Raw genomic sequence first — 26,255 nt, forward strand, 5'->3', positions numbered from 1 at the left:
CGTTTCACGCCTTACTCGGATCACTGCCGGTCGACGTCCTGCCATGCCTGCAGGACCGCGACGCCGGTCGACGGCTCGTACGGCATCCGCACGGCCTGCGTGCTCCCGTCCTCCAGGTCGCCGGGGGTGAGCTCGGGGGAGCCGAACATGACGTGGTCGACTCCCAGTCCGTGGGCGAGCCACAGGCCCGCGCCACCCGGTGTCTCCGCACGCTCGCGGACGAGCAGGTTATGGCCGGTACCCCAGCTGATGAGGAACCAGCCCCGGCCCCGGTGGCGGACGTGGCCGCTCAACTGGTCTGCGAACAGTGTCCCGGCGGTGTCGAGCGACGCCACGGTCAGGCCGACCCAGGAGATGCCGAGCGGTTTTCCGACGGACTCGGGGAAGCCCTCGGGAGCGGGGGAGGTGAACCCGCCCACCAGGTCCTTGTCCGACTCGGCAAGCTGTATCAGGGTCCCCATGCCCGCCTGTTTCGGATGGAGGAACGCCTCTTTCCAGTAGGTCTCATTCCTGCCGCCCAGGGTGTCGATCCCGATCGCCCGTAACCGATCCAGGGCGTCGACCAGGGAGGGGACCTGGAAGGTGAGATGGTGCGGGCTGGGGCCGTTCCTGTCGATGAACCGCCGCATGAAGCCGCCTGGCCTGGCGCCGGGGGCGATGAACTCCAGTCTCATGTCATGGGCGTAGATCAGCTGGTAGGGCGCGAACTCGCCCGTGTCACCTCCGTGTGACCATGCGCCGCCCAGTCGAACGGCGAAACGAGGGTAGGCGTCCTCCCATGACTCGACCCCGATGGCGAGGTGGTCGAAGATGACGACGTCTGACATGTGCGTCCTCTCCCGTGCGGGAATCTCTGGAAACGGCCGCGGGCCCGGACGGCGTGCCGTCCGGGCCCGCGGACCACGGTCCGGCTGGATCCGGCTCGGTCCGGGTCAGGCCGGCAGCCGCGTGGCGAGTTCGAGACCGTTGTCCCGCATCACTCGTCTGCTCTGCTCGACCGTGTACTGGAAGTTCTCCAGGTCCTTGATGTAGGAGCCGGGGTCGGCCAGGCCTTCGACGTGCGGATAGTCCGATCCCATCAAGATCTTGTCGACGCCGATGAGGTCGCGCAGCGCGCCCAGTTCGTCCTCGTAGAAGGGGGCCACCCAGATGTGCCGCCTGAACGTCTCGCGCGGGTCCTCGGGATACAGGTACGGGGTCTGGCCGAAGGACTTCTTGAGCTTGTCGAACAGGTGGAAGACCCAGTCGGAGCCCACTTCGATCGAGGCGATCCGCAGCCGGGGGAAGCGCTCGAACAGCCGGTTGGCGAGCATGCTCGCGATGGTGTCCTGAAGGGAGTTCGCCGAGGCCAGGCCGCGGAAGGGGCTGGCGCGGAACGCCTCGGTGAACTCGCTCTCGCCCCAGTCGGCCAGGTACTTGCTGTAGTAGGAGTCGCCGCCGTGGTAGAGCACGGTGATGCCGGCCTCGTTCGCCCGCGCCCAGAAGCCGTCGAACATCGGGTCGGCGGGTGACCTGCCGCCGCAGGGGGTCATGACGGGCCCGCCCACCATGACGACGAAGCGGGCGTCCCGCTCAAGTGCCCACTCCAGCTCCCTGACCGCGTTGTCGGGGTCGGCCAGCGTGATGTACGGCGCGGCGAAGATGCGCTCCCGGTGGGCGAATCCCCAGTCCTCGGCGAGCCAGCGGTTGAAGGCGCGGAAGGCCGCGGTGAGCGCGGGCACGTCGTGCAGGAGCGCCTGTTCCATGCCGACGCCGAGGGTCGGCAGGAAGATCGCACCCTGCATGCCCTGCTCGTCCATGAGCGCGAGGCGCGCGTCACGGTCGCGGTACTCGGGCCGGATGGGCTCCAGCTCGCCGAAGAGTTCGAGTGTCCCCGCAGACTTGGGGTTGCGGCCGCGGAAGTACTCGTCCATGGCACCCGGCTTGGCCACCGGGTCGAAGGTCGGGTTGGGGATGAACTTGTTCACCCGGCCCCCGACCAGGAGCCGGGTCCTGCCGTTGATCGTGGCCCACTGCATCGCTCGCTTGGCGAACCGGGGTTCCAGATGGCGGGTGAAGGCGTCGAGCGCCTCGTAGTAGTGGTTGTCGCAGTCGAAGTACCTGAAGGGCAGGTCAGCCACGGGTTCGTACCTCCCGGTTGTCACGCGCGGCCTTCTTGAGCCGCCGCATGCAATGTAGAACGGGATTTCAGTTGTGGCAAGCATCAGCTATGTCTGCTGCTAGTAGGTGAAGTGACGCCTATCTCTTGACGAAACTGAAATCCTGTTTCAGAGTACCGAGCCAGGACTGAAAGGAGCTCACGATGGCCATGCCGTCCGGAGTGCCCGTCATCGACACGATGATCGGATTCCCGCAGAAGGACTTCTCGCAGTACGACTTCATCCGCAGGCAGACCAGGGACCGAGGGTCGCTGGAGGAGATGCAGTTCCCCGCGGAGTACATGTTCAAGCAGGTCCCCAAGGACCTCCCCGCGGACGACCCGATCGGCCTCACCCTGCGGGAGATGGACCGCTTCGGCATCGTCCAGGGCATGATCGGGGTGTCGGACGAGGTGTCGCGGGCGGCTTTGAAGCGCTACCCCGACCGTTTCATCCCCTCGGGCAACGTCGACGACCCCAACGACGTGATGGGCAGCGTGGCCGCCATCAGGCGAGACTACGAGGAGTACGGGATCCGCGCCGTGGGGTCGTTCCCCGCGGGAACGTTCCCGCAGGTCGCGATCGACGATCCGAAGATGTACCCGGTCTACGCGACCTGCGTGGAACTCGACATCCCCATCTTCGTGTGCGCCGGTATCCCCGGGCCGAGACTGAAGTTCGCCCCGCAGGAGGTGTCGCGGATCGACACCGTCATGTACGACTTCCCCGACCTGGTCATGGTGACCCGCCACGGCTGTGAGCCCTGGGAGCAGCTCGCGGTGAAACTGATGCTCAAGTGGCCGAACCTGTACTACTCCACCTCCGCCTTCGCTCCCAAGCACTACCCCGAGGCCATCATCAGGTACGCCAACACCAGGGGCGCCGACAAGATCCTCTACGCCGGCTACTTCCCCATGGGGCTCTCCCTGGAGCGGATCTTCACCGACATGCCGGGCGTGCCCTTCAAGGACGAGGTGTGGCCGAAGTTCCTCTCCGGCAACACCCGGCGCATCCTCAAGCTGGACAGGTGAGGTGACGAGACGATGTCGATCGCACTGACCGAGGACCAGCAGGCGCTCGCCGAGTCCATCGCCGGGTTCACCGCCCGCCACGTGAGTTCCGAGTCGACCCGGGCCGAGTTCGAGGACCTGGCCGCCGGGGTGTGGCCGTCGGTCTGGAGCCATCTGGTGGAGCAGGGCATCCTCGCCATGCACCTGCCCGCCGAGTACGGCGGCGACGACGCCGGGCTCGTCGAGCTCGCCGTCGTGCTGGAGGAGACCGGGCGGGGGCTGATGCCAGGTCCGCTGCTCCCCACCCTGCTGACCAGCCTGGTCGTCGCGCGGCACGGTGGCGGCGACCTGTGCTCCCGGGCGCTGCCGCGCTTCGCGGGCGGTTCCACCGGCGCGTGTGCCACCACGCCGAAGGGCCTTGTCGCGGTGCGCAGGCGGGACGGCTGGCAGGTGACCGGCACGACCGAGCCCGTCCTGGGCGCGCTCAGCGCCGAGCACCTGGTGCTCGGCGCCGAGGCTCCCGAGGGCACCGTCTGGTTCCTGCTGGAGCCGGCGGAGCGGGACACGGTCAAGGTCTCCCGGCAGCCGGGAGTGGATCTCTCCCGTGACATCGGCTCCGTCACGGCCGAGGGCCTGCTCGTGCCCTTCGACCGGGTGCTCTCCGTCGACAGCACCGAACTGCGCTCGCTCGCGGCCGTGCTGTTCTCCGCGGAGGCCGCGGGCATCGCGCGCTGGTGTCAGGAGAACGGGCTCGGCTACGTCCAGGTGCGCGAGCAGTTCGGCCGGCCGGTCGGTTCCTTCCAGGCCATCAAGCACAAGTGCGCGAGGATGTTCATCCAGAGCCGGCTCATGTCGGCGGCGGCCTGGGACGCGGCCTCGGCCGTCGACCAGGACAGGGAGCAGTTCGCGTTCGCCGCCGCCTCGGCCGCGGTCACCTGTCTCGGCGGTATCGCGGAGCTGGGCCTGGAGACGGTCACCCTGTTCGGGGGCATCGGCTACACCTGGGAGCACGACGCCCATCTGTACTGGCGCCGCGCGATGAGCCTGGCGACCCTGCTGGGTCCCGCGCACGAGTGGGAGGAGAGCGCCGGGCGGCTCGCCCGCGTCACCGAGCGGACCAGGGCCGTCGACCTCACCGACGAGCCGGCGGGACTGCGCGCCCGGGTCGCGGAGACGCTCGGTGAGATCGTCTCGGCCCCGCAGGCCGAGCGGCGTCGCCTGCTGGCCGAGGCCGGCCTGGTCTCCCCGCACTACCCCAGGCCCTACGGGCTGGCGGCGGACCCGATCTCGCAGGTCGTGATCTCCCAGGAGTACGAGCGCGCCGGCCTGACCCAGCCGTCGACGGTCATCGGCGAGTGGGCCCTGCCCACCGTTATCGCGCACGGGACCGAGCGGCAGCGCGAACGCTTCGTCATGCCCACGCTCCTCGGCGACATCGTCTGGTGCCAGCTGTTCAGCGAGCCGGGTGCCGGCTCCGACCTCGCCTCGCTGAAGACCCGGGCGGAGAAGGCCGACGGGGGATGGGTGCTCAACGGCCAGAAGGTCTGGACGTCGAGCGCGCACGAGGCCGACTGGGGTATCTGCCTGGCCAGGAGCGACGCCGAGGCACCCAAGCACAAGGGCCTGAGCTACTTCCTGGTGGACATGCGCTCCGCCGGGGTGGAGGTCCGGCCGCTGCGCGAGGCCAACGGCGGCTACCTCTTCAACGAGGTCTTCTTCGACGACGTCTTCGTCCCCGACGAGTGCCTGGTCGGCAAGCCCGGCGAGGGATGGCGGCTGGCCCGCACCACGCTGGGCAACGAGCGGGTGAGCATGGGGAGCGGGATGTCCGGGCCCCGGGAGAATCCCGCCCGCACCGCCGAGGCACTGGGCGTCGACGGGCCGGCGGTGGTCCGTGACATCGGGGTGCTGACCGCGAAGGTCAACTCCTTCGAGGCGCTCGGCCAGCGCGCGTTCGTGCGGCAGCTCTCCGGCCTGCAACCGGGCGCCGAGTCGAGCGTGCTGAAGGTCGTGTCGGCCTGGAACGCCGCCGAGATCCGCGGCAAGGAGCTGAGCTGGCTGGGTTCGAGGGCCGGAGTCCTCACCGGCGAGGCCGGCGACGCCGCCCAGGCCCTGCTCTCGGTGCCGCCGTTGCTGATCGGCGGGGGAACCAGTGAGATCCAGCTGAACGTGATCGCGGAGCAGGTCCTGCGCCTCCCACGCGAACAGGTTCGATGAACATCTCCGGTGACGGCGCCTCCGATGGCGTCCCGGTACGGCGGCCGGCCCCGGAGCCTGAACCACGCATCGGTTCACAGTGATCAAATCAGAGTTCAGGGAGACACCATGGCAGAGCAGGAATCGCGCTATACCGTCATATCGTCGGACACCCATGCCGGGGGAAGTCACGCGATGTACCGGGAGTTCCTGGAGCAGAAGTACCACGACGACTTCGACGCCTGGCGGGGCCGGTACAAGAACCCGTTCAGCGATCTCGGCGACACGCGCCGGTACCGCAACTGGGACGACGAGATGCGCAACTCACAGCAGGACGCGGACGGCGTCGTCGGGGAGGTCATCTTCCCCAACACGGTGCCCCCGTTCTTTCCCAGCTTCGTGCTGTTCGCCCGGCCGCCCAAGCCGGACGAGTACCAGCACCGCCTCGCCGGAATCCGTGCCCACAACCGCTGGCTGGAGGCGTTCTGCCGGCGGGCGCCGGAACGACGGGCGGGCATCGGCCAGATCTTCCTCAATGACATCGACGACGCCATCGCCGACGTCCGCTGGATCAAGGAGCACGGGTTGCGCGGAGGCGTGCTGCTGCCCACGATCCCGCCGGACGTCGACTGGATCAAGCCGCTGAACCATCCCGACTACGACCGGCTATGGGCGGTGTGCGAGGAACTCGAGGTTCCGGTGAACGTGCACGGCGGCACCGGCTCGCCGGCGTACGCGCCGCTGCCGTCGTCCGCCCTCATCATGCTCTCCGAGATCACCCACTACTCGCGGCGGCCCCTGCTGTTCATGCTGCTCTCCGGCGTCTTCGAGCGCTTCCCGAGGCTCAAGGTCGTGCTGACCGAGCAGGGCTGCTCGTGGCTGCCGCCCCTGCTGGAGCAGCTGGACACCACCCTGGCGGCGATTCGCGACAGTGGCGCGGTCGGTGAGCTGAGGTTCAAGCCGGAGCACATCCTGCCGAGATCGGCCACCGAGTACTTCCGGCAGAACGTCTGGCTGGGCGTGAGCTTCCCCCAGCGTGCCGACGCCGCCGCGGCCCGCGTCCTCGGCATCGACAAGTTCATGTGGGGCAGCGACTACCCCCACGACGAGGGCACCTACCCGTACACGACCATGTCCCTGCGCCAGCTCTTCCACGACTGGCCGGAGGCGGACCTGCGGAAGATCCTCGCGGAGAACGCGGCCGACGTCTACGGCTTCGATCTGGACGCTCTCGCGGGGCCGGCGTCGCGCCTCGGTCCCAGGATCTCCGAGGTCGCCCGGCCGCTCACCGAGTTGCCCGACAACCCCAACGAGGCCCTGATCCGCAACGTGACAGCGGCCTGACCCGCCCCGAAGCCGAGATCGCGCGATGGCCGTGGCCATCGCGCGACCTCGCCATGTCTCGGCACGCCTTTTGAAACGAGGTTTTCATTCATAATCTCAAAGCCTTGTCCAACGGCCGTACCCCGACTTCGATTCGTAGTCGTCATCGATGAGATACAGGCTCCTGAACTGGCTAAACATGACACTTCTTGTCAAGCGGCCAGGCTGCGAGACTTCATCGTGTCGAGTCCTGGAAACCTTGACGAAACAAGAATCCTGTTTCAGGATCGGACGCAACCCGACCGCCGGACCGGCGAGGGCACCTGGTGAGTCTCACCCCTCAGACGTTGTCCCCGTCGACTCAGATGTCCCGACACGTGCCCGATTCGACAAGTGTCACCCAGGAAGGGGCGGTTCCATGATCGCCTACAGTCCCCCCACCCCCCCAAGCAGCGGAGGCCGTTCGTGAGCCTCCTTGACGTACAGGACCTGACCTTGAGGTTCGGCGGTGTACGCGCCCTGGACGGCGTGTCCTTCGCCGTGGAGGAAGGCGCCCTCGTCGCCCTTGTCGGCCCCAACGGTGCCGGGAAGAGCAGCGTGTTCAATTGCGTCAGCGGCCTGTACCGGCCGAATGACGGCAACATCGAGTTCGCCGGCGAGAACATCCTCACACTGCCCTCCCACGCGCTCGCCTCCCGCGGGATCGGACGGACCTTCCAGAACCTCGCCCTGTTCCCGCGCCTGAGCGTGCTGGAGAACGTGCTGCTCGGCGGCCATACCGCGCACCGCTCCAACGTCCTGGCGTGCGCCCTGCGCTGGCCGGGGGAGAGGCGCCGGGAGCGGGAGGCGCGAGGACGCGCCCTTGAGGTGCTCACCGAGCTCCGGCTCGCCCATCTCGCGGACCAGCCGGCGGCGGGGCTTCCCTTCGGCACGCTGAAGCGCATCGAGATCGCCCGCGCCGTCATGAGCGGCCCGCGCCTGCTGCTGCTGGACGAGCCCGCCGCGGGCCTGACCCACGGCGAGGTCGAGGAACTGGGCACGACGATCCGCTCGCTCCGGGAGACGCACGGACTCACGGTGCTCCTGGTCGAACACCATATGGGCCTGGTCATGACCATCTCGGAGAAGGTGATCGTGCTCAACCTCGGACGGGTCATCGCCCAGGGGCCGCCCGGCGAGGTGTCGACGGACCCGGCCGTGGTCGCCGCCTACCTGGGAGCCGCCGCATGACCGCCGCACTGGCCGTCACCGGCCTCACCGCGGGCTACGGATCGCTCATCGTGCTGCGGGACCTGACCTTCCATGTGGAACCCGGCGAGATCGTCGTCATCCTGGGGGCGAACGGCGCGGGCAAGACCACCACGCTGCGCGCGCTCAGCGGCGAGATCCCGGCAGAGGGGACGATCGAACTCGCCGACCGGCAGGTGGGCGGGCTCCGCGCCGACCGGCGGGCCCGGCTCGGCATCGGACACGTGCCCGAGGGACGTGGCACCTTCGTGGACCTCACCGTCGAGGAGAACCTGCGGCTCGGCGCCTACCACCGGCCGGCGCGGGAGGTGCCCGGCGCGATGGAGCGCTGGTTCGAGGTCTTCCCCCAGCTGGCGGAGCGACGCGGCCAGCTCGCGGGCAGCATGAGCGGAGGCGAGCAGCAGATGCTCGCGGTGGCGCGGGCCCTGATGGGCGCACCGAAGCTGCTGCTGCTGGACGAGCCCTCGATGGGACTGGCGCCGATGCTGGTCGCGGAGCTGTTCCGGAGCCTGGCCGAGATGAACAGGCAGACCGGCACCGCGATGCTCCTCGTCGAGCAGAACGCCGAACTCGCGCTGTCGATCGCCGATCGCGCGTACGTGCTGGAGCACGGCCGGATCGTCTCGACCGGCACCGCCGAGGAACTGCGCGGCGACGACTCCATCCGCCGGGCCTACCTGGGAGTTTGAGACCGCAATGGAACTGTTGATCCAACGTCTGGTCGACGGAACGTCGAACGGGTTTCTCTACGGGGCCGTCGCACTGGCCCTGGTGCTCATCTATCGCTCCACCGGACTGATGAACTTCGCCCAGGGCGAGATGGCGATGTTCAGCACCTTCGTGGTCTGGAAACTGGCGGACCAGACCCTGGGGCTGGGGCTCGCCCTGGTCGTCGCCATTCCGATCGGCATCCTCTTCGCCTTCCTACTCGGGGCGGTCATCGAACGCGTCGTGATCCGGCCCTTCGAGGGAGGGACCAACAACCATCTCAGACTGCTGATCGTCACGCTCGGCCTCTTCCTCGCGATCAACGCCCTGGCCGGATACATCTTCAGCACCGACACCGAACGGCTGGAGTCGCCGTTCCCGGACGGAGGACTGAACCTCGGCGGCGTCAACATCAGCTACCTGGAGATCGGCACGGTCGTCGTCTTCCTGCTCGTGGCACTGCTCATCCGGCAGCTCTTCATGGGCACGAAGCTCGGCCTAGGCCTGCGCGCCGCCGCCATGAACCCCTCCTCAAGCCGCCTGGCCGGGATCGACGTGAGCCGGATGATGATGATCGGCTGGGGGCTGGCGTCGTCGATCGGAGCCCTCGCGGCGGTCCTGGTGGCACCGGTCGTGTTCGTCAGCACGAACATGATGGCCACCCTCCTGCTGTACGGATTCGCCGCGGCTGTGGTGGGGGGCTTCGAGAGCGCGCCCGGTGCCCTGGTGGGCGGCGTGCTGGTGGGCCTCATCCAGTCCCTGTCGGCCGGTTACCTGCCCTTCATCGGTAACCAGCTCCAGCTCGCGACCGCGTTCGCGGTGATCCTTCTCGTCCTGCTGATCCGCCCGCAGGGGCTGTTCGGCCGAGTTCCGGTGGAGCGGGTATGACCATGATGCGAACGACAGTCAGCGCGGCGCCCTGGCTCGCCGGTCTGGTCCTTCTCTTCCTTGCCCCGTTCGTCCTGGGAGTCACCGGTATCCGGGGCCTGCTGGAGGTGCTCTTCCTCGCCGTCGCCGTGATGAGCCTCAACCTGCTGACCGGTTTCAACGGGCAGCCGTCGATCGGCCACAGCGCGCTGATGGGCCTCGGCGCGTACACCACGGCGCTGGCGGTGCAGAACTACGGCTGGTCCTACTGGACGGTGCTGCCGCTCGCGATCCTCATCGCCGCGCTGGTGGGCGCGGTGGCCGGTATTCCGGCCCTGCGGATCCGCGGCATGAACCTGGCGCTCGTCACGATGGCGCTGGCCCTGGTGTTCCCCCAGATACCGGTGCGCTTCACCGACTGGACCGGTGGCACCGCCGGGCTGACCGTCGACCGGAACCTGAGCGCCCCCGCCTCGCTGGGCGTCTCCGACGTCGCGTGGCAGTACTGGGTGCTGTTGACGATCACCGCGCTGGTCTTCCTGCTCATCCGCAACGTCATGCACAGCTCGATCGGCCGCTCTCTCATCGCGATCCGCGACCAGCACGTGGCGGCGCACACGGTGGGCGTCAACGTCAAGGCGACGAAGGTGGCCGTGTTCGCCGCCAGCGCCGCGGTGGCCGGCGTGGCCGGATGGATGTTCACGGTCGCCAACCAGTTCGTCAGCCCCGGTGACTTCACGGTCCTGGTGTCGATCAACCTGCTGCTCGGCATGGCCATCGGCGGATCGGGAACCCTGGTGGGCCCGATCCTCGGCGCGGTGTTCCTGCACTACGTCCCCGAACTGCTGGCCGCGGCCGGCGTCAACCCCCAGCTCACGCCCGCGGTGTACGGCGTGCTGCTGATCCTGCTCACCTTCTTCCTGCCCCAGGGCCTCGCCGGAGGCGCCAGGACCGTGATCCAACGGTTCCGCGGGCCACGTGGCGGAGCCGTCACACCGGAGAAGGAACCCAACTCCCCCCGCCCCGTCGCCGCCTGACTCCGGCCCTCCGCGCACCACCCGAAGGAGAACCGATGACCCCCAGATCTCATGTACGGCTGCTCGCCGTCATGGCCGTGCTCTCCCTTTCCGCCACGGCCTGCGGCGGCAGCGCCATCTCGGCCGCGGGCGCCGACCGGCCCGCGCCCGCGTCCAGCGGGGCGGCGGCCGGTTGCCCCGACAACGGCACCGAGGGACTGACCGACACCACGATCAAACTCGGCGTGTCGCAACCGATGTCCGGACCACTCGTCGCCGTCGGCGGGGGCTTCGTGGTCGGGATGAACGCCTACTTCGACTACGTCAACAGCAAGGGCGGCATCCAGGGGCCGGACGGTAAGAAGCGCAAGGTCGAACTGGTCGCCAAGGACGACCAGTACGTGGCCACCAAGACCAAGGCCAACGTCTCCGCGCTGATCTCCCAGGACAAGGTCTTCGCGATGCTCGGCCTGTTCGGCACGTCCGGGAACCTGGCGGCGCGGCCGTTGCTCGCCAAGGAGTGCGTGCCCTCCCTGTTCCCCACCTCGGGAGCGCCCGAGCTCGGCAACCCGGACTACCCCTGGGGCGGGCCCGCGGGAAGCATCTCCTACCTACTGGAGGCCAAGGCGACCGGGGAGTACCTGAAGTCGGTCAACCCGAACGCCAAGGTCGCGATCCTGCACCAGGAGGACGACCTCGGCCGCGCCTACCTGCAGGGTTTCAAGCAGGGTATCGCCAACTCGAACATCAAGATCGTGAAGACGGAGTCCTTCGAGTCCACCGATCCCGATGTCGCCAACCAGATCACCAGCCTGGCCGCGTCCGGCGCCGACACGTTCTACGACATCGCCATCGGCCTGCAGGCGATGCAGGCGCTGAACCACGTGCACGCCGGAGGGTGGAAGCCACGCATCCTGCAGGCGGCACAGCTCGGCCTGTCACTGCTCAAGAAGCTGCAGCCGGGGGCGGGTGACGGCCTTGTCATCTCCACCACCGCCTACGACCCCGACCTGCCGGAGAACGCCGACCTACCGCAGATCAAGCTCTACCTGGAGTGGTTCGAGAAGACACCCGGGCACGAGAAGCAGGTGCCGTCCACGGCCGTCGGCGGCTGGACGGCCGGGATGCTCGCGACGTGGGCGATCGAGCACGCCAAGACCATGGACCGGGTGGGGGTGATGGAGTCGGCGCACAACATGGAGGTGACCGAACCGACCATCTACCTGCCGGGTGTGAAGGTGCGCACCGGTGACGGCGACGACTATCTGCTCGAGGGGGTCCGGCAGCAGCGGCTGGACCGTGCCGCGGGCAGGCTGGTCCCCATCGGAGAGGTGCAGGACTTCGACGGCACCACCAGGTACGAGAAGATCACAGGTTGAGGTCCCCATCATGTTGCTGACCGGATTCGAGGGCAGGGTCGCGCTCGTCACGGGAGCGGCGCGGATGCGCTCCATAGGCCGCTCCATCGCCCTCGGCCTGGCCGAGGCGGGCTGCGACGTCGCCGTGACCGGCACCGACCGGCCACCGGAGGCATTTCCCGCACACGAGCGGAACACCGGATGGCAGGGGCTGGCCTCGGTCGCGACGGAGATCGCGGCGCTGGGACGGCGGTGCGTGACCATCACGACGGACGGGGCCGCGAACGAGGAGAACGCCGGCCGTGTCCTCGACGAGGCCGTACGAGGGCTCGGCCGGGTCGACATCCTCGTCAACAACGCGGCCGCGTCACGGGGCGCCGACCGGGTGAGTGTGGCGGGGTTGGATCCGGCGGTGTGGGACACCGTGATCGGCACCAACCTCACCGGTTCCTTTCAGCTGAGCCGGGTGGTCGCGCGGCACCTGCTCGCCAGGAAGGAGGGTGGCAGCATCGTCAACATCTCGTCCATCGGCGGCAAGCTGATGGGGGCCGGGACGGCCGCGTACTCCGCCTCGAAGGCGGGACTGCACGCGCTGACCTCGGCGATGGCCCAGGAACTGGGGCCGGAGGGGATACGCGTCAACGCCGTGTGTCCCGGAATAGTCCGGACCTCCCGGCTCGACGACCTGCCGGACGAGGCCTGGGATCGCATCATCGAGACCACGGTGCCGCTCCGGAGGGCGGGTGATCCCGGTGACGTGGCGAACCTGGTCGTGTTCCTCTGCAGCGACCAGGGCTCGTGGGTGACCGGGCAGGCGTGGAACATCGACGGAGGCCAGCTGACGATCCACTGACGAAGGGGCGGGTGGCCGGTGGCGGGGCGAGAGCCGGCCGTCGGCCACTTTGAATCCGGAGTTCTCCCTCTTTGTGAACCAGGCAACAGAGAATTAACCCTGTTCGCTCAGTCTGATCAGATCAACCAGTGAAATAGAGCTGTATTCTAGGTCAGTGTCCAGCGGGTCGAGGGGGAACTGCCGGTGATTACTGACGTTTCGGGTCCGGTCGCGCCCGAGCTGCTTCGCCGAGACCAGCGTGAGCGCCGGGAGCGAATCGTGCGCACCGCGCTGCGAAGCCTCGCGAGTAGTGATTACGAACGGGTCAAGGTGTCCGACGTGGCCCGGGACTCGGGTGTGGCGCTGGGCACGCTCTACAGGTACTTCACCTCCAAGGAGCATCTCTTCGCGGCCGCGTTCCGGGAGTGGCAGGAAGGGCTCAAGCGCAAACTCGACAAGTCCGCCCCTGCCGGAGAAACGGAGAGCGAGCGCATCGGTGATGTGCTCCATCGCACGGTTCGCGCGTTTCAGATGCAGCCCCAGTTCTATCGGGTTCTCATCGTGCTGGAGACGGCGTCCGACCCTTATGTCGCGGACATCTACCACTCGCTCGACGGGATCTTCGTCGACATCGCGAGATCCGCGTTCGCGGGCGATGGAGCTCTGGACGAGGACCACCAGGCGATTTTCAGCGTCCTCACGGCCGTCCTCAACGGGGAGCTGCGCGCCTGGATCATGGGACGCCGGACCATCGACAACGTGTACAAGGCCATCGACGACGCGATTCGCCTGATCTACGAGTTTCCGGCGGGACGCTGAGGAATTCCGGATCGGAGAGGGCGTGAGCGGGATTCGGGGTAATGTAATCGCTCGTCCGCTGACCGGTCGTTGAGCCGGGAATCCCTGAGATGTGGTTCACGACGGGATCCGTGAGCCTTATCTTCCATCGGGTCGTGAAGCACAATCGGCTCACCCTTCGGGAAGCGTCTGATCGCATGTTCCCGTGTACGCCGTGCCATGATCTGGCATCTCGAGATCGATGTTCGACGGACTGAGCGGTCTGTATGGAGACGCGGGCACGATCATGCCGGTTAAAGAGAAAACAAGGTGAAAGATCGAGGCGGGTCGAGCCATCGATCGCACCATGCGATATGACGAGACACGAGAGCGGATCGTCGATATCTCGGCGCGCTTGTTCGCGACCAACGATTATGCCGATACCGGCTGCGCCGAAACAGGTGACGAGATCAACCTGGCCGGTGGCGCGCCGTACCACCAACGCGGTTCGAAGGGCGTCGGGCCAACCGCTGGGCCGCGGGAGAGGCGAACACGACGCTGGACCTCATCACCGGGATCCTTCCGCACGCTACCCCGGGCGGCATCGAGCCGGCGCCCGGTTCGGAGGCCGAACCGAAGCGCGGTCGCGGGCTTCTCGCCACCGCGAACGGCTGAGGGGGCTCACCCCACCGGCGGGGAGACGCTCCACCGCAGGCCGTGGTGTTTCTGGGATGACCAGCGGATATCGTGTCTGATGTGTCAGAGTCCCGCTCCCCCCTGCCCGCTGTCGATCTTGCCCGTACGGTCGTCTTCGCCGCCTTCATCGCGGTGCTGGGGATCTTTCCCGGAATCTACGTCGGCGGTTCGAGCGTCCCCATCGTGATCCAGAACGCCGGGCCGTTGCTGGCCGGCAGCATCCTGGGCGCGCGCCGTGGCGCCGCGTCCGTCATGCTGTTCCTCGTGCTGGTCGCGATCGGCCTGCCGCTGCTCTCCGGCGGGCGGGGTGGTATCGCCTCGTTCTTCGTGCCGAGCAGTGGATTCCTGATCGGCTGGATCCTGTCGGCGCTGGTCGCGGGTCTGATCGTGTCGCGCGCCAAGCGTGTCGGGCTGCCGGTGCTGCTACTGGCCAACGTGGCCGGGCTGGCCGCCGACTACCTGATCGGCATCCCGTTCCTCGGCGTGTACATCGGAGACCTGCCGGCGGCCGCGCTGCAGTCGCTGATCTTCGTGCCGGGTGATCTGATCAAGGTGGTGGCCGCCTCGCTGATCGCCGCCGTGGTGCATCGCGCCCTGCCGGGCCTGTCGGCGAGACCGGCGACGCGGACCCCCGCTGCCTGACGAGGTGGAAGACGGCTCCGTGATCGAGTTCGAGGATGTCGGGCACAGCTACGGCGAGCGGGTCGTGCTGTCCGAGGTGAGTCTCCGCCTGCCCGAGCGGCGGGTGGCCTTCGTCGGCGCGAACGGTTCGGGAAAGTCCACCCTGGCCCGCATGATCAACGGCCTGGTGCTGCCGAGCACCGGCCGGGTGCTGGTCGACGGGCTGGACCCGAGCCGCAAGGGCCGTGAGGTACGGCGGCGCGTCGGGTTCGTCTTCACCAATCCGGACAGCCAGATCGTGATGCCGACCGCGGGCGAGGACGTCGCCTTCTCCCTGCGGCGCAGCGGGCTCTCCGCCGGGGAGCGTGCCGCGCGGGCGGCCGAGATCCTGGCCGAACACGGGCTCGGCGGCTACGCGGACCATCCCGCGCACCAGCTCTCCGGCGGCCAGAAGCAGCTGCTCGCGCTGTGCGGGATGCTCGTGCTCGACCCCGACGTGCTCGTCTGCGACGAGCCGACGACGCTGCTCGACCTGCGGAACAAGAGGCAGTTCTGCACCCTGCTCGCGGGGCTGAGGCAGCGGGTCGTGCTGGTTACCCATGATCTTGACCTGCTCGGCGACTTCGACCGGGTGATCGTGCTCGACGGGGGCCGCGTGGTGGCCGACGACGAGCCGGACCCCGCGCTGCGCCACTACCGGAAGCTCGTCGGCTGATGGTGGGCGGATGGTACGAGCCGGGATCGAGTCCGCTGCACCGGACACCGGCCGGCTGGAAGTTCCTCGCCCTGCTCGGGCTCGCGGCGGTGGTGTTCGTGCTGAGCTCTCCCGTGTGGCTCGGCGGGATCTGCGCCGTCATGGTCCTGGGGTACGCGCTGGCACGGGTCTCGCCCGGGCGCTGCCTGCGGGTCGCCCGCCCGCTCGGGGTGCTGGTGGCGTTCATGTTCGCGCTGCAGTGGTGGTTGCTCGGCCTGGACGCGGCCGTGCTGGTATGCCTGCGGATCGTGGCCGCGCTGACCGCGGCGAACCTGTTCACGATCACCACCAGGGTCGACGACCTGGTGTCCGCCGTCGAGCGCGGGCTGCGGCCGCTGCGGCGGTTCGGGGTGCGTCCGGACCGGATCGGCCTGCTCGTCGGGCTCACCCTGCAGTCGGTGGCCGCGCTGTCCAAGATCGCCGCTGAGGTGCGCGAGGCGGCGAAGGCCCGCGGGGCGCAGCGCTCGGTCATCGCGTTCGCGGTGCCGTTCCTGATCCGTACCCTGCGTCACGCCGACGAGCTGGGTGAGGCCCTCGCCGCGCGCGGCGAGGGCGACCGCTGAGCCGGCGTCATCCGCCCGCCGGGTCGTACATCCGGTACGCCAGGTTGCAGATCAGCAGGGTGTCAAGATTGTCCAGGTCGGCTTCGAGCAGCTTGCCGATCTGGGCGAGCCGGTATCGCAGGGTGTTGCGGTGCACGTGCAGAACCTGGGCGGTCGTGTGCTGTCTGGCATCCAGCCGCAGGTAGGTCCGCAGGGTGTGGAGCAGCTCGCCGTTGCTCTTGGCATCGTGATCGATCAGCGGCTGCAGGAACTCCCGCGCGGCATGCTGCCCGCCCCGGCCGGCGGCCGCGGCCACGATCGAGGTCAGGTCGAAGGCTCGGGCGCGGATCGGACTCGACTGGTTCGGGGTGATCACGGCACGCGCGGACGCGAAGACCATGCGGATCTCCCCGGCGTCGTGTGCCGGTCCGGCCACGACGATCCGCCGGCTGGGCATCTCCCGCCGGAGAACCTCCAGGATCTTGCCCGTGGCGTCGGCGACATCGCCCTGGGCGAGCAGCACCAGGGTCTCGCCGCTGCGCACCGAACGCACCATGGGCAGCACCTGTTCCACGGCCAGGCGCAGCCGGAGGGAGTAGCCGGCGGAGAACGCGGGATTCGGACGGGCGACCAGCACGACGAAGGGCACGTCGCTTTCGAACCCCGCCACCCGCAACGCTCTGATCAGCGTTGTCGTGGGCGTGGTCCAGTCGGCCAGGCCGGCGAGCACCGCGGCCATCCGCGTCGCGCTCGACGGCTCCTCCTGCAACCTCCGCGTCAGGTCGATCGCGACCAGGGTCGCCGCCGAGCCCATGGCCATCCGGACGCTCTCCATGGCCTCGTCGGATCGGCCGACCAGAACGTGGTCGTGCGCGCCGGCCTGGTCCAGAGGTACCGCGAAGTAACCGGTCGTCCCGTTGCTGGCCAGCCCCTCCAGCACCAGGTCCGTCCGCCACTCCCAGTGCGAGGGCCAACTCGCCATCACCTTTCCGTCGATGTCGACGATGGCCGCCTCACCTTTGATCTCCTCGGCGATCTGTTTCAGCAGTGCCGCCAGGGGAGCCCCGTTGGAGATGAATCTCGCCAGTTCGGCGGCGAGATTGGAGGCCCGCCCCATGTCCTTGAACCGGTCGGCGATGATCGCGTCGGCGACGAACTCGCTGATCCGTACGAAGGGCACGTTGTAGGGGACGATCAGCAGCGGCAGGTCCACCGCCGTGGCGCACTCGACCAGCGCGCGCGGCACCTCCTGGTGCGTCAGGCCGCAGCCGAAACCGAGGGCCGTGGCCCGCACCGCCTTGAGCCGCCGGGTGAAGGCCCGCCACCCTTCGTAGTCATCCGCGTCGATGAAGGCACCGGTGGTCAGCACCAGCTCGGCCCCGCGCAGGAAGGGGCTGGGGTCGACCAGTTCGGTGGACGCGACCCATCGAACGGTGCGTTGCAGCAGCTCAGGACTACTGGGTGTGACCAGTGTCAGCTCCAGGACCGCTTCGGCGATGAGCTGGTCGAGCATCAGGGCCATGGGGCGGATTCCTCTCTGTGGCGGAGCCTCACGCTGTGCAACTGCACAATACAAGCTCCGCAGCCTTGGCCCGCACGCACGTAGACGGTGAAACCGGCATCCCTGTTGACTGCTTGGCATCCCACCCCTGTACGCGAAGTTCCCGATGTGGAACGAATCAAGGGAGCATTCGTGCGGTTCAAGTATCCCGCCTTCCTGGCGACCTCCGCTGTGGCCATGCTGTCGCTTGCGGCCTGCGGCTCATCCACCCCCACCGACTCGGCCGACGGTGCCGCGGCCGCCCCGGCGGCCCCCGCCAAGAACTGGGCGCCGGCGAAGGTCGACGTGTGGGCCGACTTCTCCATGGACAGCGAGCGGACCAAGGCGGAGTACACGCCCGTGGGGAAGGCGGAGAAGGCCTGGAACATCTGCGTGTCGGTGCCCCACATGAAGGACGCCTACTGGCTGGGCCTCAACTACGGGGTGGCCGAGCAGGCGCGCGAAGCCGGCGTCAACATGACGATGGTGGAGGCGGGCGGCTACGAGAACCTCGACAAGCAGACCCAGCAGATCGAGGACTGCGCGCAGAGCGCCGACGCCCTGGTGATCGGCGCCATCTCCTACGACGGGCTCAACAGCACCGTGAACCGCCTGGCGGCGACCGGTAAGCCGATCATCGACGTCGTCAACGGCATGTCCAGCGACAAGATCACCGCCAAGTCGCTCGTCTCGTTCAACGACCTGGCCGCCATCACGGCCGACTGGCTCATCAAGGACTCCAAGGGAGAGCCGGTCAAGGTCGCCTGGTTCCCCGGGCCGAGCGGCGCCGGCTGGGCCGAGGCCGGCGAGGCGGGCTTCAAGAGCGCGCTCAAGGACAGCAAGGTGGAGATCGTCGACACCAAGTGGGGCGACACGGGCAAGGACGCCCAGACCCGGTTGATCGAGGACGTGCTCGCCGCCACCCCGGACATCGACTACATCATCGGCACCGCGGTGACCGCCGAGGCCGCCGGGCCGATCCTGCGGGACCGAGGTCTCAGCGACAAGGTGAAGGTCGCCGGCTACTACTTCACCCCGGGCACCCACACCGGAATCCAGCGCGGCACCGTGCAGGGCGCGCCGAGCGACAGCACCGTGCTGCAGGGCCGGATCGCCATCGACCAGGCCGTCCGGGCGCTGGAGAAGAAGGAGTTCATGAAGCACGTCGGGCCGGAGCTCGTCATGGTCACCAAGGACACGCTCGGCGACTTCGACCTGACGACCACGCTGGCGCCCGAGGGATGGTCCCCGACGTTCCAGGTCAAGGCCGGCAGCTGACCCGTCGCGTCGGTTCCGGCCCGGCTGGAACGTTCCATCATCAGAAAGATTGCCTCCTATGACCGAACCTGACCACGGAGCTGTGCTTCGGATCCGCGGGCTCACCAAGAAGTACCCGGGTGTGACCGCGCTGGACCAGGTGGATTTCGAGCTCCGCCGAGGTGAGGTGCACGTACTCTTCGGCGAGAACGGAGCCGGGAAGTCCACCCTCATCTCCATCATCTCCGGAGCACAGCACCCCGATGGCGGGACCATCGAGGTCGGCGGGCGGACCGTCGAGTTGTCCGGCGTCGCCGCCGCACGCGAGCTGGGCATCAGCGCGGTGTTCCAGGAGTTCTCGCTGATGCCCACGATGACCGTGGCCGAGAACCTGGTGATGGGCTCCGAGCCCGGCCGGTACGGATTCGTCAACCGGCGTCAGAGCAGGAAGCTGGCGCAGGCGCGCCTGGACGAGTTCAGCTTCCAGATCTCGCCGGACCGGCTGGTGGAGACGCTGAGCCGGGCCGAGCAGCAGATGGTCGAGATCGCCAAGGCGTTCCGCCCCGAGCTCAGCGTGCTCATCCTGGACGAGCCGACCGCCTCGCTGACCGAGGAGGAGTCGGAGCGGCTGTTCACCCTGGTGGAGGACGCCCGCGGCCGAGGGGTCGGCATCATCTACATCACGCACCGGATGGCCGAGATCCGGCGCCTCGCGGACCGGGTGACCGTGCTGCGGGACGGGCGGCTGATCACCACGGTTCCCGGTGGCACGCCGGACGACGAGCTGATCGGCCTGATGACGGGCCGGGTGGTGGAGGACCTCTACCCCGAACTGCCCGAGCCCGGTACCCGCGTGATGCTGGCCGCCCGCGACCTCACGACCTTCGACGGCGCGGTGCGCGAGGCGAGCTTCGAGCTGCGCGCGGGGGAGATCGTGGGATTCGCCGGCCTCATGGGGTCGGGCAAGTCCAGCGCCGCCCGTGCCTGCTTCGGTCTGGAGCGGACCGACTCCGGGACGCTGACGATCGAGGGCAAAGACCTGACGGGCGCCGGTCCTGCCCAGGTCATGAAGGCCGGGGTGGTGTACCTGCCCAGTGACAGGAAGACCGAGGGGCTGTTCCTCAACCGCCCGCTGCGCGAAACCGTCACGCTTCCCTGGCTGCGCCGGGCACCGATGTCCAGCGGACCGATGCTGCGGCCGGGACGCGAGCGCACGGTGGCCGGCGACATGCTGCGCCGGATGAAGCTGAGCCCGGCGGATCCGGAGCGGACGGCCGACAGCTACTCCGGCGGCAACCAGCAGAAGGGCCTGCTGGGGCGGGCGCTGCTGGGGGAGTGCGGCATCTACATGCTGGACGAGCCGACGGTCGGGGTGGACGTCGGCGCCCGGGTGACGATTTACGACCAGATCGTGGAACTCGCCCGGCAGGGCAACGCCGTGCTGGTCATCTCCTCCGAACTGCCGGAGATCCTTCACCTCTGTCACCGGGTGTACGTGTTCTCGCACGGAACGATCACCGCCGAGATACAGCGGGACGACCTCAGTGAGGAAACGGTCCTGCGTCACATGATGCATTGGGACGAACCAGCGACAAAGGAGATCGCATGACCCTCCAGAGTGAGGTCGAAGTACCAGCACGACCTCGGAGATCTGTGATCTCGTACGCCGCCCGGGTATTCGTCAAGATCGGCGTCCTGCCCATTCTCGTGATCGTCGCGCTGATCGCCTTCTCCGCGATGTCGGACAACTTCCTGACCGTGGACAACATCCACTCGGCGCTGCGGCAGAACTCGTACATCATCATCGCCACCCTCGGCCAGTTCGCGGTGCTGCTGGTCGGTGGGTTCGACCTGTCGATCGGTGCCATCACCGCGCTGGTCTCGGTGACCACGGCGATGGCCATGACCGCCCAGTCGGAGACGTCCTCCCCGCTGACCGCCGTGCTCGTCGGCATCGCCGTGGGCGTGCTGGTCGGCATGATCTGCGGGCTCGTCAACGGTCTGGGCGTGGCGAGCCTGAACATCAACCCCTTCATCATGACGCTGGCGACCGCCTCGGTGTTCTCCGGGCTCGCCCTGATGCTCACCTCGGGCGTGCCGGTCTCCGGTCTGCCCCAGGAGTTCAGCGACTGGCTGGGCTTCGGCAGCGTCCTCGGGATCGGCGTCTCCATCTGGCTCGCCGCACTGGCGGCCGGGCTCCTCTGGCTGTTCCTGACCCTGACCCGGCAGGGACGCCACATCTACTCCGTCGGGTCGAGCCCGCGCGCGGCCAGGCTCTCCGGGGTCAGCGAGTTCCGCACCCTGATCCTGACGTACGTGCTGGCCGGAGGCCTGGCGGCGGTCGGATCGGTGCTGCTCACCGCGCGCATCGAGACCGGAGAGGCGAACATCGGGGCCTCCCTTCCGCTGCAGACGATCGCCGCGGCCGTCATCGGCGGGGTCAGCCTCCGCGGCGGATCCGGCCGGGTGCTCGACGCGGTGCTGGGCGCGGTTTTCATTGGAATCGTCGCCAACGGCATGAATCTGGCGCAGATCAATTCCTACTATCAAATGATAGTCACCGGCGTTGTGCTGGCCCTGGCGGTTGTCGCCGACCGTCTCCGTACTCGACTCGCCGCTGCGGTGTACGCAGGAAAGGTGTGATTATGAAGGTCACTCTTAATTCCGATATGGGGGAATCCTTCGGGATCCATTCCTTTGGAAACGACGAAGCGCTGCTCACCCTGATCGACACGGCGAACGTGGCGTGCGGGTTCCACGCCGGAGACCCGGGCGGCATGCGCGAGACCGTCGCGGGCGCGGCCGCCGCGGGGGTCTCCGTGGGCGCGCATCCGGGACTGCCCGACCCGGTCGGCTTCGGGCGACGCGAGATGAAGTTGTACCCTGATGAGGTACGTGACATCGTTCAGTACCAGGTGGGAGCGCTGAAGGGCTTCCTCGACTCCGCGGGTGTACCTCTTGATCACATCAAGCCGCACGGCTCGCTGTACGGCATGGTCGCGCGGGACGAGGCGCTGATGGACGCGGTGTGCGACGTCGCCGCGATGTACGGGGTACCGGTCTTCGGAATGGCCGGAACCGCGCACGAGCGGGTTTGCGAGGCACGGGGAGTTCCCTTTCTCGCCGAGTTCTACGTGGACCTCGAATACACGGCAGAAGGCGGTTTGATCATCGCCAGACGGCCGCACGCCACGCCTGTCGAGCGAGCGGTGGAGCGAATGACCATCGCCATTGAAGAGGGAGTCGCAATTGCCGTCACCGGTGAGCGGATCCCGATGAGATTCGACACGGTCTGCGTCCATTCGGACACGCCCAACGCGGTAGAGGTCGCCTCTGCCATTAAAAATGTTCTCGATTCGACGAACTCGTCATCCGGAAAGGCCTGACATGTCTGAGCACGTTGTGCAGTCTCCGCTTCCCGGCGTCTTCTACACCAAGCCCGCGCCCGACCAGCCGCCCTTCGTCGAGGTGGGCAGCGTGGTCGGCGCCGAGACGACCGTGGGCCTGGTCGAGGTCATGAAGCAGTTCGCCGAGATCAAGGCCGGCGAGAGCGGGACCGTGACGGCGATCCACGTGGAGAACGAGAGCATCATCGGCCCCGGGGACGGCGTCGTCACCATCGAGAAGGGCTGATCCTGTTGCGTAAGTTGCTGGTCGCCAACCGCGGCGAAATCGCGGTGCGGATCATTCGGGCCGCCCGGGAACTCGGGATCAGCACGGTGGCGGTGTACAGCGAGGCGGACCAGGACGCCCTGCACGTCCGGCTGGCCGACGAGCGGGTGCTCATCGGCCCGCCCGCCGCCTCCCGCAGCTACCTGAACATGGACGCCGTCGTCACGGCGGCGGTCGATCTGGGCGCGGACGCGGTGCATCCCGGGTACGGATTCCTCTCCGAGCGGGCCGAGTTCGCCGACAGGGTGACCGGGGCCAAGCTCCTCTTCGTCGGACCGTCGGCGGAGACGATCCGGCTGATGGGAGACAAGGCACGGGCCAGATCCGCCGCCGAGGAGGCCGGAGTGCCGACGGTGCCGGGATCCGACGGGCCCGTCGACGGCCTGTCGCAGGCGCTGGCCGCGGCGGAAAAGGCGGGATACCCGGTGGCGGTCAAGGCCGCCGCGGGCGGCGGTGGCCGCGGTATCCGTATCGTGGCCGACGCGACGGAGCTCGCCGAGGCGCTGCCGGTCGCCCAGGCCGAGGCCCAGGCGGCGTTCGGCAGCGGGCTGGTGTACATCGAGCGGTTCGTTCCCAACGCCAGGCACATCGAGGTCCAGGTGTTCGGTGACGGAGAGAACTTCGTCCACCTGGGGGAACGCGAGTGCTCGATGCAGCGGCGGCGGCAGAAGGTGCTGGAGGAGGCGGGAGCGCCGGGCCTGCCCGATCACGTGCGCACCGCCATGGCCGACGCCGCCGTCGCGCTCGCCAAGGTCTCGGGCTACTCCGGGGCCGGCACCGTCGAGTTCCTCTACGACTCCGCGAGCGAGGGGTTCTACTTCATCGAGATGAACACCCGGATCCAGGTGGAGCATCCGGTGACGGAGATGGTGACCGGCCGGGACCTGGTCCGCGAACAGCTCACGGTGGCCTCGGGCGACCCGCTGTCGTTCTGCCAGGCGGACATCGAGTTCCGCGGCCACGCCATCGAGGTGCGGCTCAACGCGGAGAACCCGGACTTCGGGTTCATGCCCAGCCCCGGCGTGCTGTCGGCCATGCGGATGCCGGGCGGCCCGTTCGTCCGCATCGACTCGGGATTCGGGCCCGGCAGTGAGGTCAGCCCCTTCTACGACTCCCTGCTCGCCAAGATCATCGTTTGGGGGGACAGCCGCCGGGCGGCGATCGCCCGCATGGCCAGGACCCTGGACGAGGTCGAGATAGAAGGTGTCGTCACCACCGCGGGATTCCTGCGCGAGGTGATCGACATCGAGGAGTTCCGCGACGGCCGGTACCACACCACCTTCCTGGAGGACTGGATGACCGGTACCAGGAACGGGGGCGGCAAGTGAAGGAGAACACCGTGTGCAAAGCAGGCGAGAGCCGCTACTCCTGGGGTGGCGACGAGCATCTGGTCGTTCAGTTCGCCGAGGCCATGAGCCTTGAGGTCAACTTCACGGCCATGGCGGTGGCGAAGGCGCTCACCGAGAACCGGCTGCCGGGGATCGTGGACATCTGCCCGGCGAACGCGTCCCTGCTGATCAGGTTCGACCCCGACGTCGTGCCGCCCGCCACGGTCGAGGCGGCGGTCAGGGCGGCCGAGGAGCAGGTCGCGGGCTCACCCTCGCGGAGCGTCGAGACCAGGATCTTCGAGGTCCCCGTCTGGTACGACGACCCGTTCACCAACGAGACGGGGGCCAGGTTCCGCGACCGGCACCAGCGGCCCGAGGGCAACGACCTGGAGTTCGCGGCCGTCGAGAACGACATGGACTCCGTGCAGGCGTTCATCGACGCCCATTCGGGCTCGCCGTGGATCACCTCGATGGTCGGCTTCGTGGCCGGACTGCCGTTCATGTTCCAGATGGTTCCCCGGGAACGCCAGCTTGAGCTGCCCAAGTATCTGAGGCCGCGCACCGACACGCCCGCCCTCACCATCGGACACGGCGGATGCTTCGCCTGCATCTACTCGGTCCGCGGAGCCGGCGGGTACCAGATGTTCGGCGTCACCCCCGTGCCGATCTTCGACCCGGAGCAGAGGCTCGCCGACTTCAGCGACTTCATGGTGTTCTTCCGTCCCGGCGACATCGTCAAGTTCCGCAGTATCGACAGCGCCGAATACGACAGCATCCGAGCGCAGGTCGAGGCCGGTACCTACCGTTACCGTCAGCGCCCGATCACCTTCGACCTCGATCGATTCCTCGCCGACCCCGACGGCTACAACACCGAACTTCTGGGAGCTCTCTATGCCGGTTGAGATTCTGGAGCCCGGGCTGGCCTCAAGCATCCAGGACCGAGGCCGGCCCGGCTACTACAGCGTGGGCATCCCGCCGTCCGGCGCCGCCGATCTGCGCGCCGCGGCCGCGGCCAACCTGCTCGTCGGCAACACCCCGGACGCGGCGGTCATCGAGTCGCCCTACATGGGGCCCGCCCTGCGGTTCGACGAGCCGACGGTGGTGGCCGTCACCGGCGCGACCATGCCGGTGCTGCTCAACGGAGCACCGGTCCCGCAGTGGGAGTCCTTCGCGGTCGCGGCCGGAGACCAGCTGGCCTTCGGTTTCCTGCAGGCGGGCGCGCGTGTCTACATCGCCGTCGCCGGCGGGTTCGACGTCCCCGTGGTGCTGGGCAGCCGGTCGACCTACGCGCTGGGCGGATTCGGCGGCTTCGAGGGCCGGAACCTGAGGAAGGGCGACCTGGTCCCGATCGGCGGGGCCGGGGGAACCCCCGGCAGGGTCGTGCCCGAGGAGCTGCGGCCCGTCCACAGCCGTGACGTCGAGCTACGGGTGGTCATGGGGCTGTACGACTACCGGCTGACCGACGCCGGTCGCAGTTGCCTGCTGGAGTCGGAGTGGTCGCTGACCCCGGTCGCGGACCGCACCGGTTTCCGATACTCCGGTCCGGTGCTGGAATGGGAGCAGCGGGTTCAGCCGTTCGGCGCGGGGTCCGACCCCTCCAACATCGTCGACGCCGGATATCCGATCGGTTCCATCCAGGTGCCGGGTGGCGTGGAGCCGATCATCCTGCATCGCGACGCGGTCTCCGGCGGCGGCTACGCCATGCTGGCCACCGTGATCAGCACCGATCTCAACCTGGTCGCCCAGTGCTCTCCGGGGACGCGAACCCGCTTCGTGGCGGTGACCCTGGAGGAGGCGCTGCAGGCGCGTGCCGCCGCGGCGGACTGGGAGTCGCGGGTGCGCCAGGCTCTGGGCGCGACCGCCTGATGCGACCTCAGCCCGCTTCGGAAAGGCTGGCGGCACTGGGACTGGTGCTGCCCGATGTCCCCGCGCCGGCCGGTGCCTACGTCGCGGCGGTCCGGTACGGCGACATCGTGATCACAACGGGCCAGCTGCCCTTCGTCGACGGCCGCCTGCCGCTGACGGGACTGGTCGGCGTCGACCTCGACATCGCCGCGGCGGCCGGTGCCGCACGTCAGGCCGGCCTGAACGCGATCGCCGCCGCGGCCGGCGTTCTCGGCGGTGTCGACAACATCGCCCGCGTTCTCAGCGTCACCGGGCACATCGCCGGTGGCCCGGACTTCATCGAACATCCGGCCGTGCTCGACGGCGCGAGCAAGCTCATGGTGGAGATCTTCGGGGAAGCCGGCCGGCACGTCCGTACCAATGTGGGAGCCCCGCGGCTACCGCTGAACAGTCCGGTGGAGGTCGGCATCGTGGTCGCCGCCCGCTGAGCCGGGCCGTGGCCCGCGGCCGGACCCCGGCCGCGGGCC

25 protein-coding genes are annotated in these 26,255 nt (G+C 68.3%); 22 read left to right on the forward strand and 3 right to left on the reverse strand.

Translation table 11 applies throughout. The features are described 5' to 3' along the window. Nucleotides 1-20: 20 nt before the first annotated feature. Both ACQP0P_RS18020 and ACQP0P_RS18025 read right to left on the reverse strand, forming a co-directional pair. On the reverse strand, nt 21-827 hold the full coding sequence (locus ACQP0P_RS18020; protein ID WP_433378040.1) for a VOC family protein: 807 nt from the start codon (nt 825-827) through the stop codon (nt 21-23). 105 nt (nt 828-932) lie between these two features. Next, complete coding sequence (locus ACQP0P_RS18025) at nt 933-2,120, reverse strand: amidohydrolase family protein (RefSeq protein WP_433378043.1); 1,188 nt, start codon at nt 2,118-2,120, stop codon at nt 933-935. 182 nt (nt 2,121-2,302) lie between these two features. Here ACQP0P_RS18025 and ACQP0P_RS18030 point away from each other — a divergent pair, with 182 nt between their 5' ends. The 13 genes from ACQP0P_RS18030 to ACQP0P_RS18090 all read left to right on the forward strand — a co-directional run bounded on the left by ACQP0P_RS18030 (nt 2,303) and on the right by ACQP0P_RS18090 (nt 16,107). Further along, a complete protein-coding gene (locus ACQP0P_RS18030; RefSeq protein WP_350927141.1) occupies nt 2,303-3,169 on the forward strand; it encodes an amidohydrolase family protein in 867 nt (288 codons plus the stop codon). A 12-nt stretch (nt 3,170-3,181) separates the two neighbouring features. After that, nucleotides 3,182-5,365, forward strand: a complete 2,184-nt coding sequence (locus ACQP0P_RS18035; RefSeq protein ID WP_433378046.1) for an acyl-CoA dehydrogenase — start codon at nt 3,182-3,184, stop codon at nt 5,363-5,365. 108 nt (nt 5,366-5,473) lie between these two features. Further along, nucleotides 5,474-6,688 (forward strand): amidohydrolase family protein, encoded by a 1,215-nt coding sequence (locus ACQP0P_RS18040; protein ID WP_433378049.1) that lies wholly within the window; start codon nt 5,474-5,476, stop codon nt 6,686-6,688. Nucleotides 6,689-7,132: 444 nt separating this feature from the next. Continuing rightward, the gene (locus tag ACQP0P_RS18045; RefSeq protein ID WP_433378052.1) at nt 7,133-7,897 is read left to right on the forward strand and encodes an ABC transporter ATP-binding protein; all 765 of its coding nucleotides are present in this window, start codon (nt 7,133-7,135) and stop codon (nt 7,895-7,897) included. After that, nucleotides 7,894-8,604, forward strand: a complete 711-nt coding sequence (locus ACQP0P_RS18050; RefSeq protein ID WP_433378055.1) for an ABC transporter ATP-binding protein — start codon at nt 7,894-7,896, stop codon at nt 8,602-8,604. Before ACQP0P_RS18045 ends, ACQP0P_RS18050 begins: the two co-directional genes overlap by 4 nt. A gap of 7 nt (nt 8,605-8,611) precedes the next feature. After that, nucleotides 8,612-9,511 carry a branched-chain amino acid ABC transporter permease gene (locus ACQP0P_RS18055; protein ID WP_433378058.1) on the forward strand — a complete coding sequence of 300 codons (900 nt, stop codon included), beginning with the start codon at nt 8,612-8,614 and terminating at the stop codon, nt 9,509-9,511. Beyond that, nucleotides 9,508-10,527, forward strand: coding sequence for a branched-chain amino acid ABC transporter permease (locus ACQP0P_RS18060; RefSeq protein WP_433378061.1), 1,020 nt, complete (start codon nt 9,508-9,510; stop codon nt 10,525-10,527). The genes ACQP0P_RS18055 and ACQP0P_RS18060 overlap by 4 nt, the downstream gene beginning before the upstream one ends. Before the next feature lie 35 nt (nt 10,528-10,562). Next, complete coding sequence (locus ACQP0P_RS18065; RefSeq protein WP_433378064.1) at nt 10,563-11,885, forward strand: ABC transporter substrate-binding protein; 1,323 nt, start codon at nt 10,563-10,565, stop codon at nt 11,883-11,885. A gap of 10 nt (nt 11,886-11,895) precedes the next feature. Then, nucleotides 11,896-12,717: an SDR family NAD(P)-dependent oxidoreductase gene (locus tag ACQP0P_RS18070; protein ID WP_433378067.1), complete on the forward strand. Its 822-nt coding sequence runs from the start codon at nt 11,896-11,898 to the stop codon at nt 12,715-12,717. 258 nt (nt 12,718-12,975) lie between these two features. After that, nucleotides 12,976-13,515 carry a TetR/AcrR family transcriptional regulator gene (locus ACQP0P_RS18075; RefSeq protein ID WP_433378070.1) on the forward strand — a complete coding sequence of 180 codons (540 nt, stop codon included), beginning with the start codon at nt 12,976-12,978 and terminating at the stop codon, nt 13,513-13,515. Nucleotides 13,516-14,229: 714 nt separating this feature from the next. Then, on the forward strand, nt 14,230-14,811 hold the full coding sequence (locus ACQP0P_RS18080) for a biotin transporter BioY (protein ID WP_433378073.1): 582 nt from the start codon (nt 14,230-14,232) through the stop codon (nt 14,809-14,811). A 19-nt stretch (nt 14,812-14,830) separates the two neighbouring features. Continuing rightward, nucleotides 14,831-15,505, forward strand: coding sequence for an energy-coupling factor ABC transporter ATP-binding protein (locus ACQP0P_RS18085; RefSeq protein ID WP_433378076.1), 675 nt, complete (start codon nt 14,831-14,833; stop codon nt 15,503-15,505). Beyond that, nucleotides 15,505-16,107, forward strand: a complete 603-nt coding sequence (locus tag ACQP0P_RS18090) for an energy-coupling factor transporter transmembrane component T family protein (RefSeq protein ID WP_433378079.1) — start codon at nt 15,505-15,507, stop codon at nt 16,105-16,107. The genes ACQP0P_RS18085 and ACQP0P_RS18090 overlap by 1 nt, the downstream gene beginning before the upstream one ends. Before the next feature lie 7 nt (nt 16,108-16,114). On the opposite strand, the gene ACQP0P_RS18095 is transcribed toward ACQP0P_RS18090, so the two are convergent. Then, nucleotides 16,115-17,608, reverse strand: coding sequence for a PucR family transcriptional regulator (locus ACQP0P_RS18095; protein WP_433378086.1), 1,494 nt, complete (start codon nt 17,606-17,608; stop codon nt 16,115-16,117). A 171-nt stretch (nt 17,609-17,779) separates the two neighbouring features. On the opposite strand from ACQP0P_RS18095, the gene torT reads away from it, so the two are divergent. From torT to ACQP0P_RS18140, 9 genes are read left to right on the forward strand one after another with little or no spacing between them, the layout of a single operon-like run. Further along, nucleotides 17,780-18,904 carry a TMAO reductase system periplasmic protein TorT gene (gene torT, locus ACQP0P_RS18100; protein WP_433378089.1) on the forward strand — a complete coding sequence of 375 codons (1,125 nt, stop codon included), beginning with the start codon at nt 17,780-17,782 and terminating at the stop codon, nt 18,902-18,904. Nucleotides 18,905-18,962: 58 nt separating this feature from the next. Next, a complete protein-coding gene (locus ACQP0P_RS18105) occupies nt 18,963-20,492 on the forward strand; it encodes a sugar ABC transporter ATP-binding protein (RefSeq protein ID WP_433378092.1) in 1,530 nt (509 codons plus the stop codon). Continuing rightward, complete coding sequence (locus tag ACQP0P_RS18110; protein WP_433378095.1) at nt 20,489-21,526, forward strand: ABC transporter permease; 1,038 nt, start codon at nt 20,489-20,491, stop codon at nt 21,524-21,526. Before ACQP0P_RS18105 ends, ACQP0P_RS18110 begins: the two co-directional genes overlap by 4 nt. A 2-nt stretch (nt 21,527-21,528) precedes the next feature. Next, nucleotides 21,529-22,269: a 5-oxoprolinase subunit PxpA gene (gene pxpA / locus ACQP0P_RS18115; RefSeq protein WP_433378098.1), complete on the forward strand. Its 741-nt coding sequence runs from the start codon at nt 21,529-21,531 to the stop codon at nt 22,267-22,269. Between the two features lies 1 nt (nt 22,270). Beyond that, nucleotides 22,271-22,516: an acetyl-CoA carboxylase gene (locus ACQP0P_RS18120; RefSeq protein ID WP_433378101.1), complete on the forward strand. Its 246-nt coding sequence runs from the start codon at nt 22,271-22,273 to the stop codon at nt 22,514-22,516. A gap of 5 nt (nt 22,517-22,521) precedes the next feature. Beyond that, entirely contained in the window at nt 22,522-23,883 is a 1,362-nt protein-coding gene (locus ACQP0P_RS18125) for an acetyl-CoA carboxylase biotin carboxylase subunit (protein ID WP_433378104.1), read from the forward strand. Nucleotides 23,884-23,894: 11 nt separating this feature from the next. Continuing rightward, a complete protein-coding gene (locus ACQP0P_RS18130; RefSeq protein WP_433378107.1) occupies nt 23,895-24,785 on the forward strand; it encodes a 5-oxoprolinase subunit B family protein in 891 nt (296 codons plus the stop codon). After that, complete coding sequence (locus tag ACQP0P_RS18135; protein WP_433378110.1) at nt 24,775-25,749, forward strand: biotin-dependent carboxyltransferase family protein; 975 nt, start codon at nt 24,775-24,777, stop codon at nt 25,747-25,749. The genes ACQP0P_RS18130 and ACQP0P_RS18135 overlap by 11 nt, the downstream gene beginning before the upstream one ends. Beyond that, nucleotides 25,749-26,216, forward strand: coding sequence for a RidA family protein (locus ACQP0P_RS18140; protein ID WP_433378113.1), 468 nt, complete (start codon nt 25,749-25,751; stop codon nt 26,214-26,216). The genes ACQP0P_RS18135 and ACQP0P_RS18140 overlap by 1 nt, the downstream gene beginning before the upstream one ends. Nucleotides 26,217-26,255: the final 39 nt, after the last annotated feature.

Source organism: Streptosporangium sp. CA-115845 (assembly GCF_050943795.1).
Classification (GTDB): domain Bacteria; phylum Actinomycetota; class Actinomycetes; order Streptosporangiales; family Streptosporangiaceae; genus Streptosporangium.

Bases quoted from the DNA above. Each gene is read 5' to 3' on its own strand.
- ACQP0P_RS18070 (WP_433378067.1), top strand. From the start codon at position 11,896: ATGTTGCTGACCGGATTCGAGGGCAGGGTCGCGCTCGTCACGGGAGCG.
- ACQP0P_RS18060 (WP_433378061.1), top strand. From the start codon at position 9,508: ATGACCATGATGCGAACGACAGTCAGCGCGGCGCCCTGGCTCGCCGGT.
- ACQP0P_RS18135 (WP_433378110.1), top strand. From the start codon at position 24,775: ATGCCGGTTGAGATTCTGGAGCCCGGGCTGGCCTCAAGCATCCAGGAC.
- ACQP0P_RS18140 (WP_433378113.1), top strand. From the start codon at position 25,749: ATGCGACCTCAGCCCGCTTCGGAAAGGCTGGCGGCACTGGGACTGGTG.
- ACQP0P_RS18095 (WP_433378086.1), bottom strand. From the start codon at position 17,608: ATGGCCCTGATGCTCGACCAGCTCATCGCCGAAGCGGTCCTGGAGCTG.
- ACQP0P_RS18020 (WP_433378040.1), bottom strand. From the start codon at position 827: ATGTCAGACGTCGTCATCTTCGACCACCTCGCCATCGGGGTCGAGTCA.
- ACQP0P_RS18055 (WP_433378058.1), top strand. From the start codon at position 8,612: ATGGAACTGTTGATCCAACGTCTGGTCGACGGAACGTCGAACGGGTTT.
- ACQP0P_RS18120 (WP_433378101.1), top strand. From the start codon at position 22,271: ATGTCTGAGCACGTTGTGCAGTCTCCGCTTCCCGGCGTCTTCTACACC.
- pxpA (WP_433378098.1), top strand. From the start codon at position 21,529: ATGAAGGTCACTCTTAATTCCGATATGGGGGAATCCTTCGGGATCCAT.
- ACQP0P_RS18030 (WP_350927141.1), top strand. From the start codon at position 2,303: ATGGCCATGCCGTCCGGAGTGCCCGTCATCGACACGATGATCGGATTC.
- ACQP0P_RS18105 (WP_433378092.1), top strand. From the start codon at position 18,963: ATGACCGAACCTGACCACGGAGCTGTGCTTCGGATCCGCGGGCTCACC.
- ACQP0P_RS18110 (WP_433378095.1), top strand. From the start codon at position 20,489: ATGACCCTCCAGAGTGAGGTCGAAGTACCAGCACGACCTCGGAGATCT.
- ACQP0P_RS18040 (WP_433378049.1), top strand. From the start codon at position 5,474: ATGGCAGAGCAGGAATCGCGCTATACCGTCATATCGTCGGACACCCAT.
- ACQP0P_RS18050 (WP_433378055.1), top strand. From the start codon at position 7,894: ATGACCGCCGCACTGGCCGTCACCGGCCTCACCGCGGGCTACGGATCG.
- ACQP0P_RS18065 (WP_433378064.1), top strand. From the start codon at position 10,563: ATGACCCCCAGATCTCATGTACGGCTGCTCGCCGTCATGGCCGTGCTC.
- ACQP0P_RS18090 (WP_433378079.1), top strand. From the start codon at position 15,505: ATGGTGGGCGGATGGTACGAGCCGGGATCGAGTCCGCTGCACCGGACA.
- ACQP0P_RS18035 (WP_433378046.1), top strand. From the start codon at position 3,182: ATGTCGATCGCACTGACCGAGGACCAGCAGGCGCTCGCCGAGTCCATC.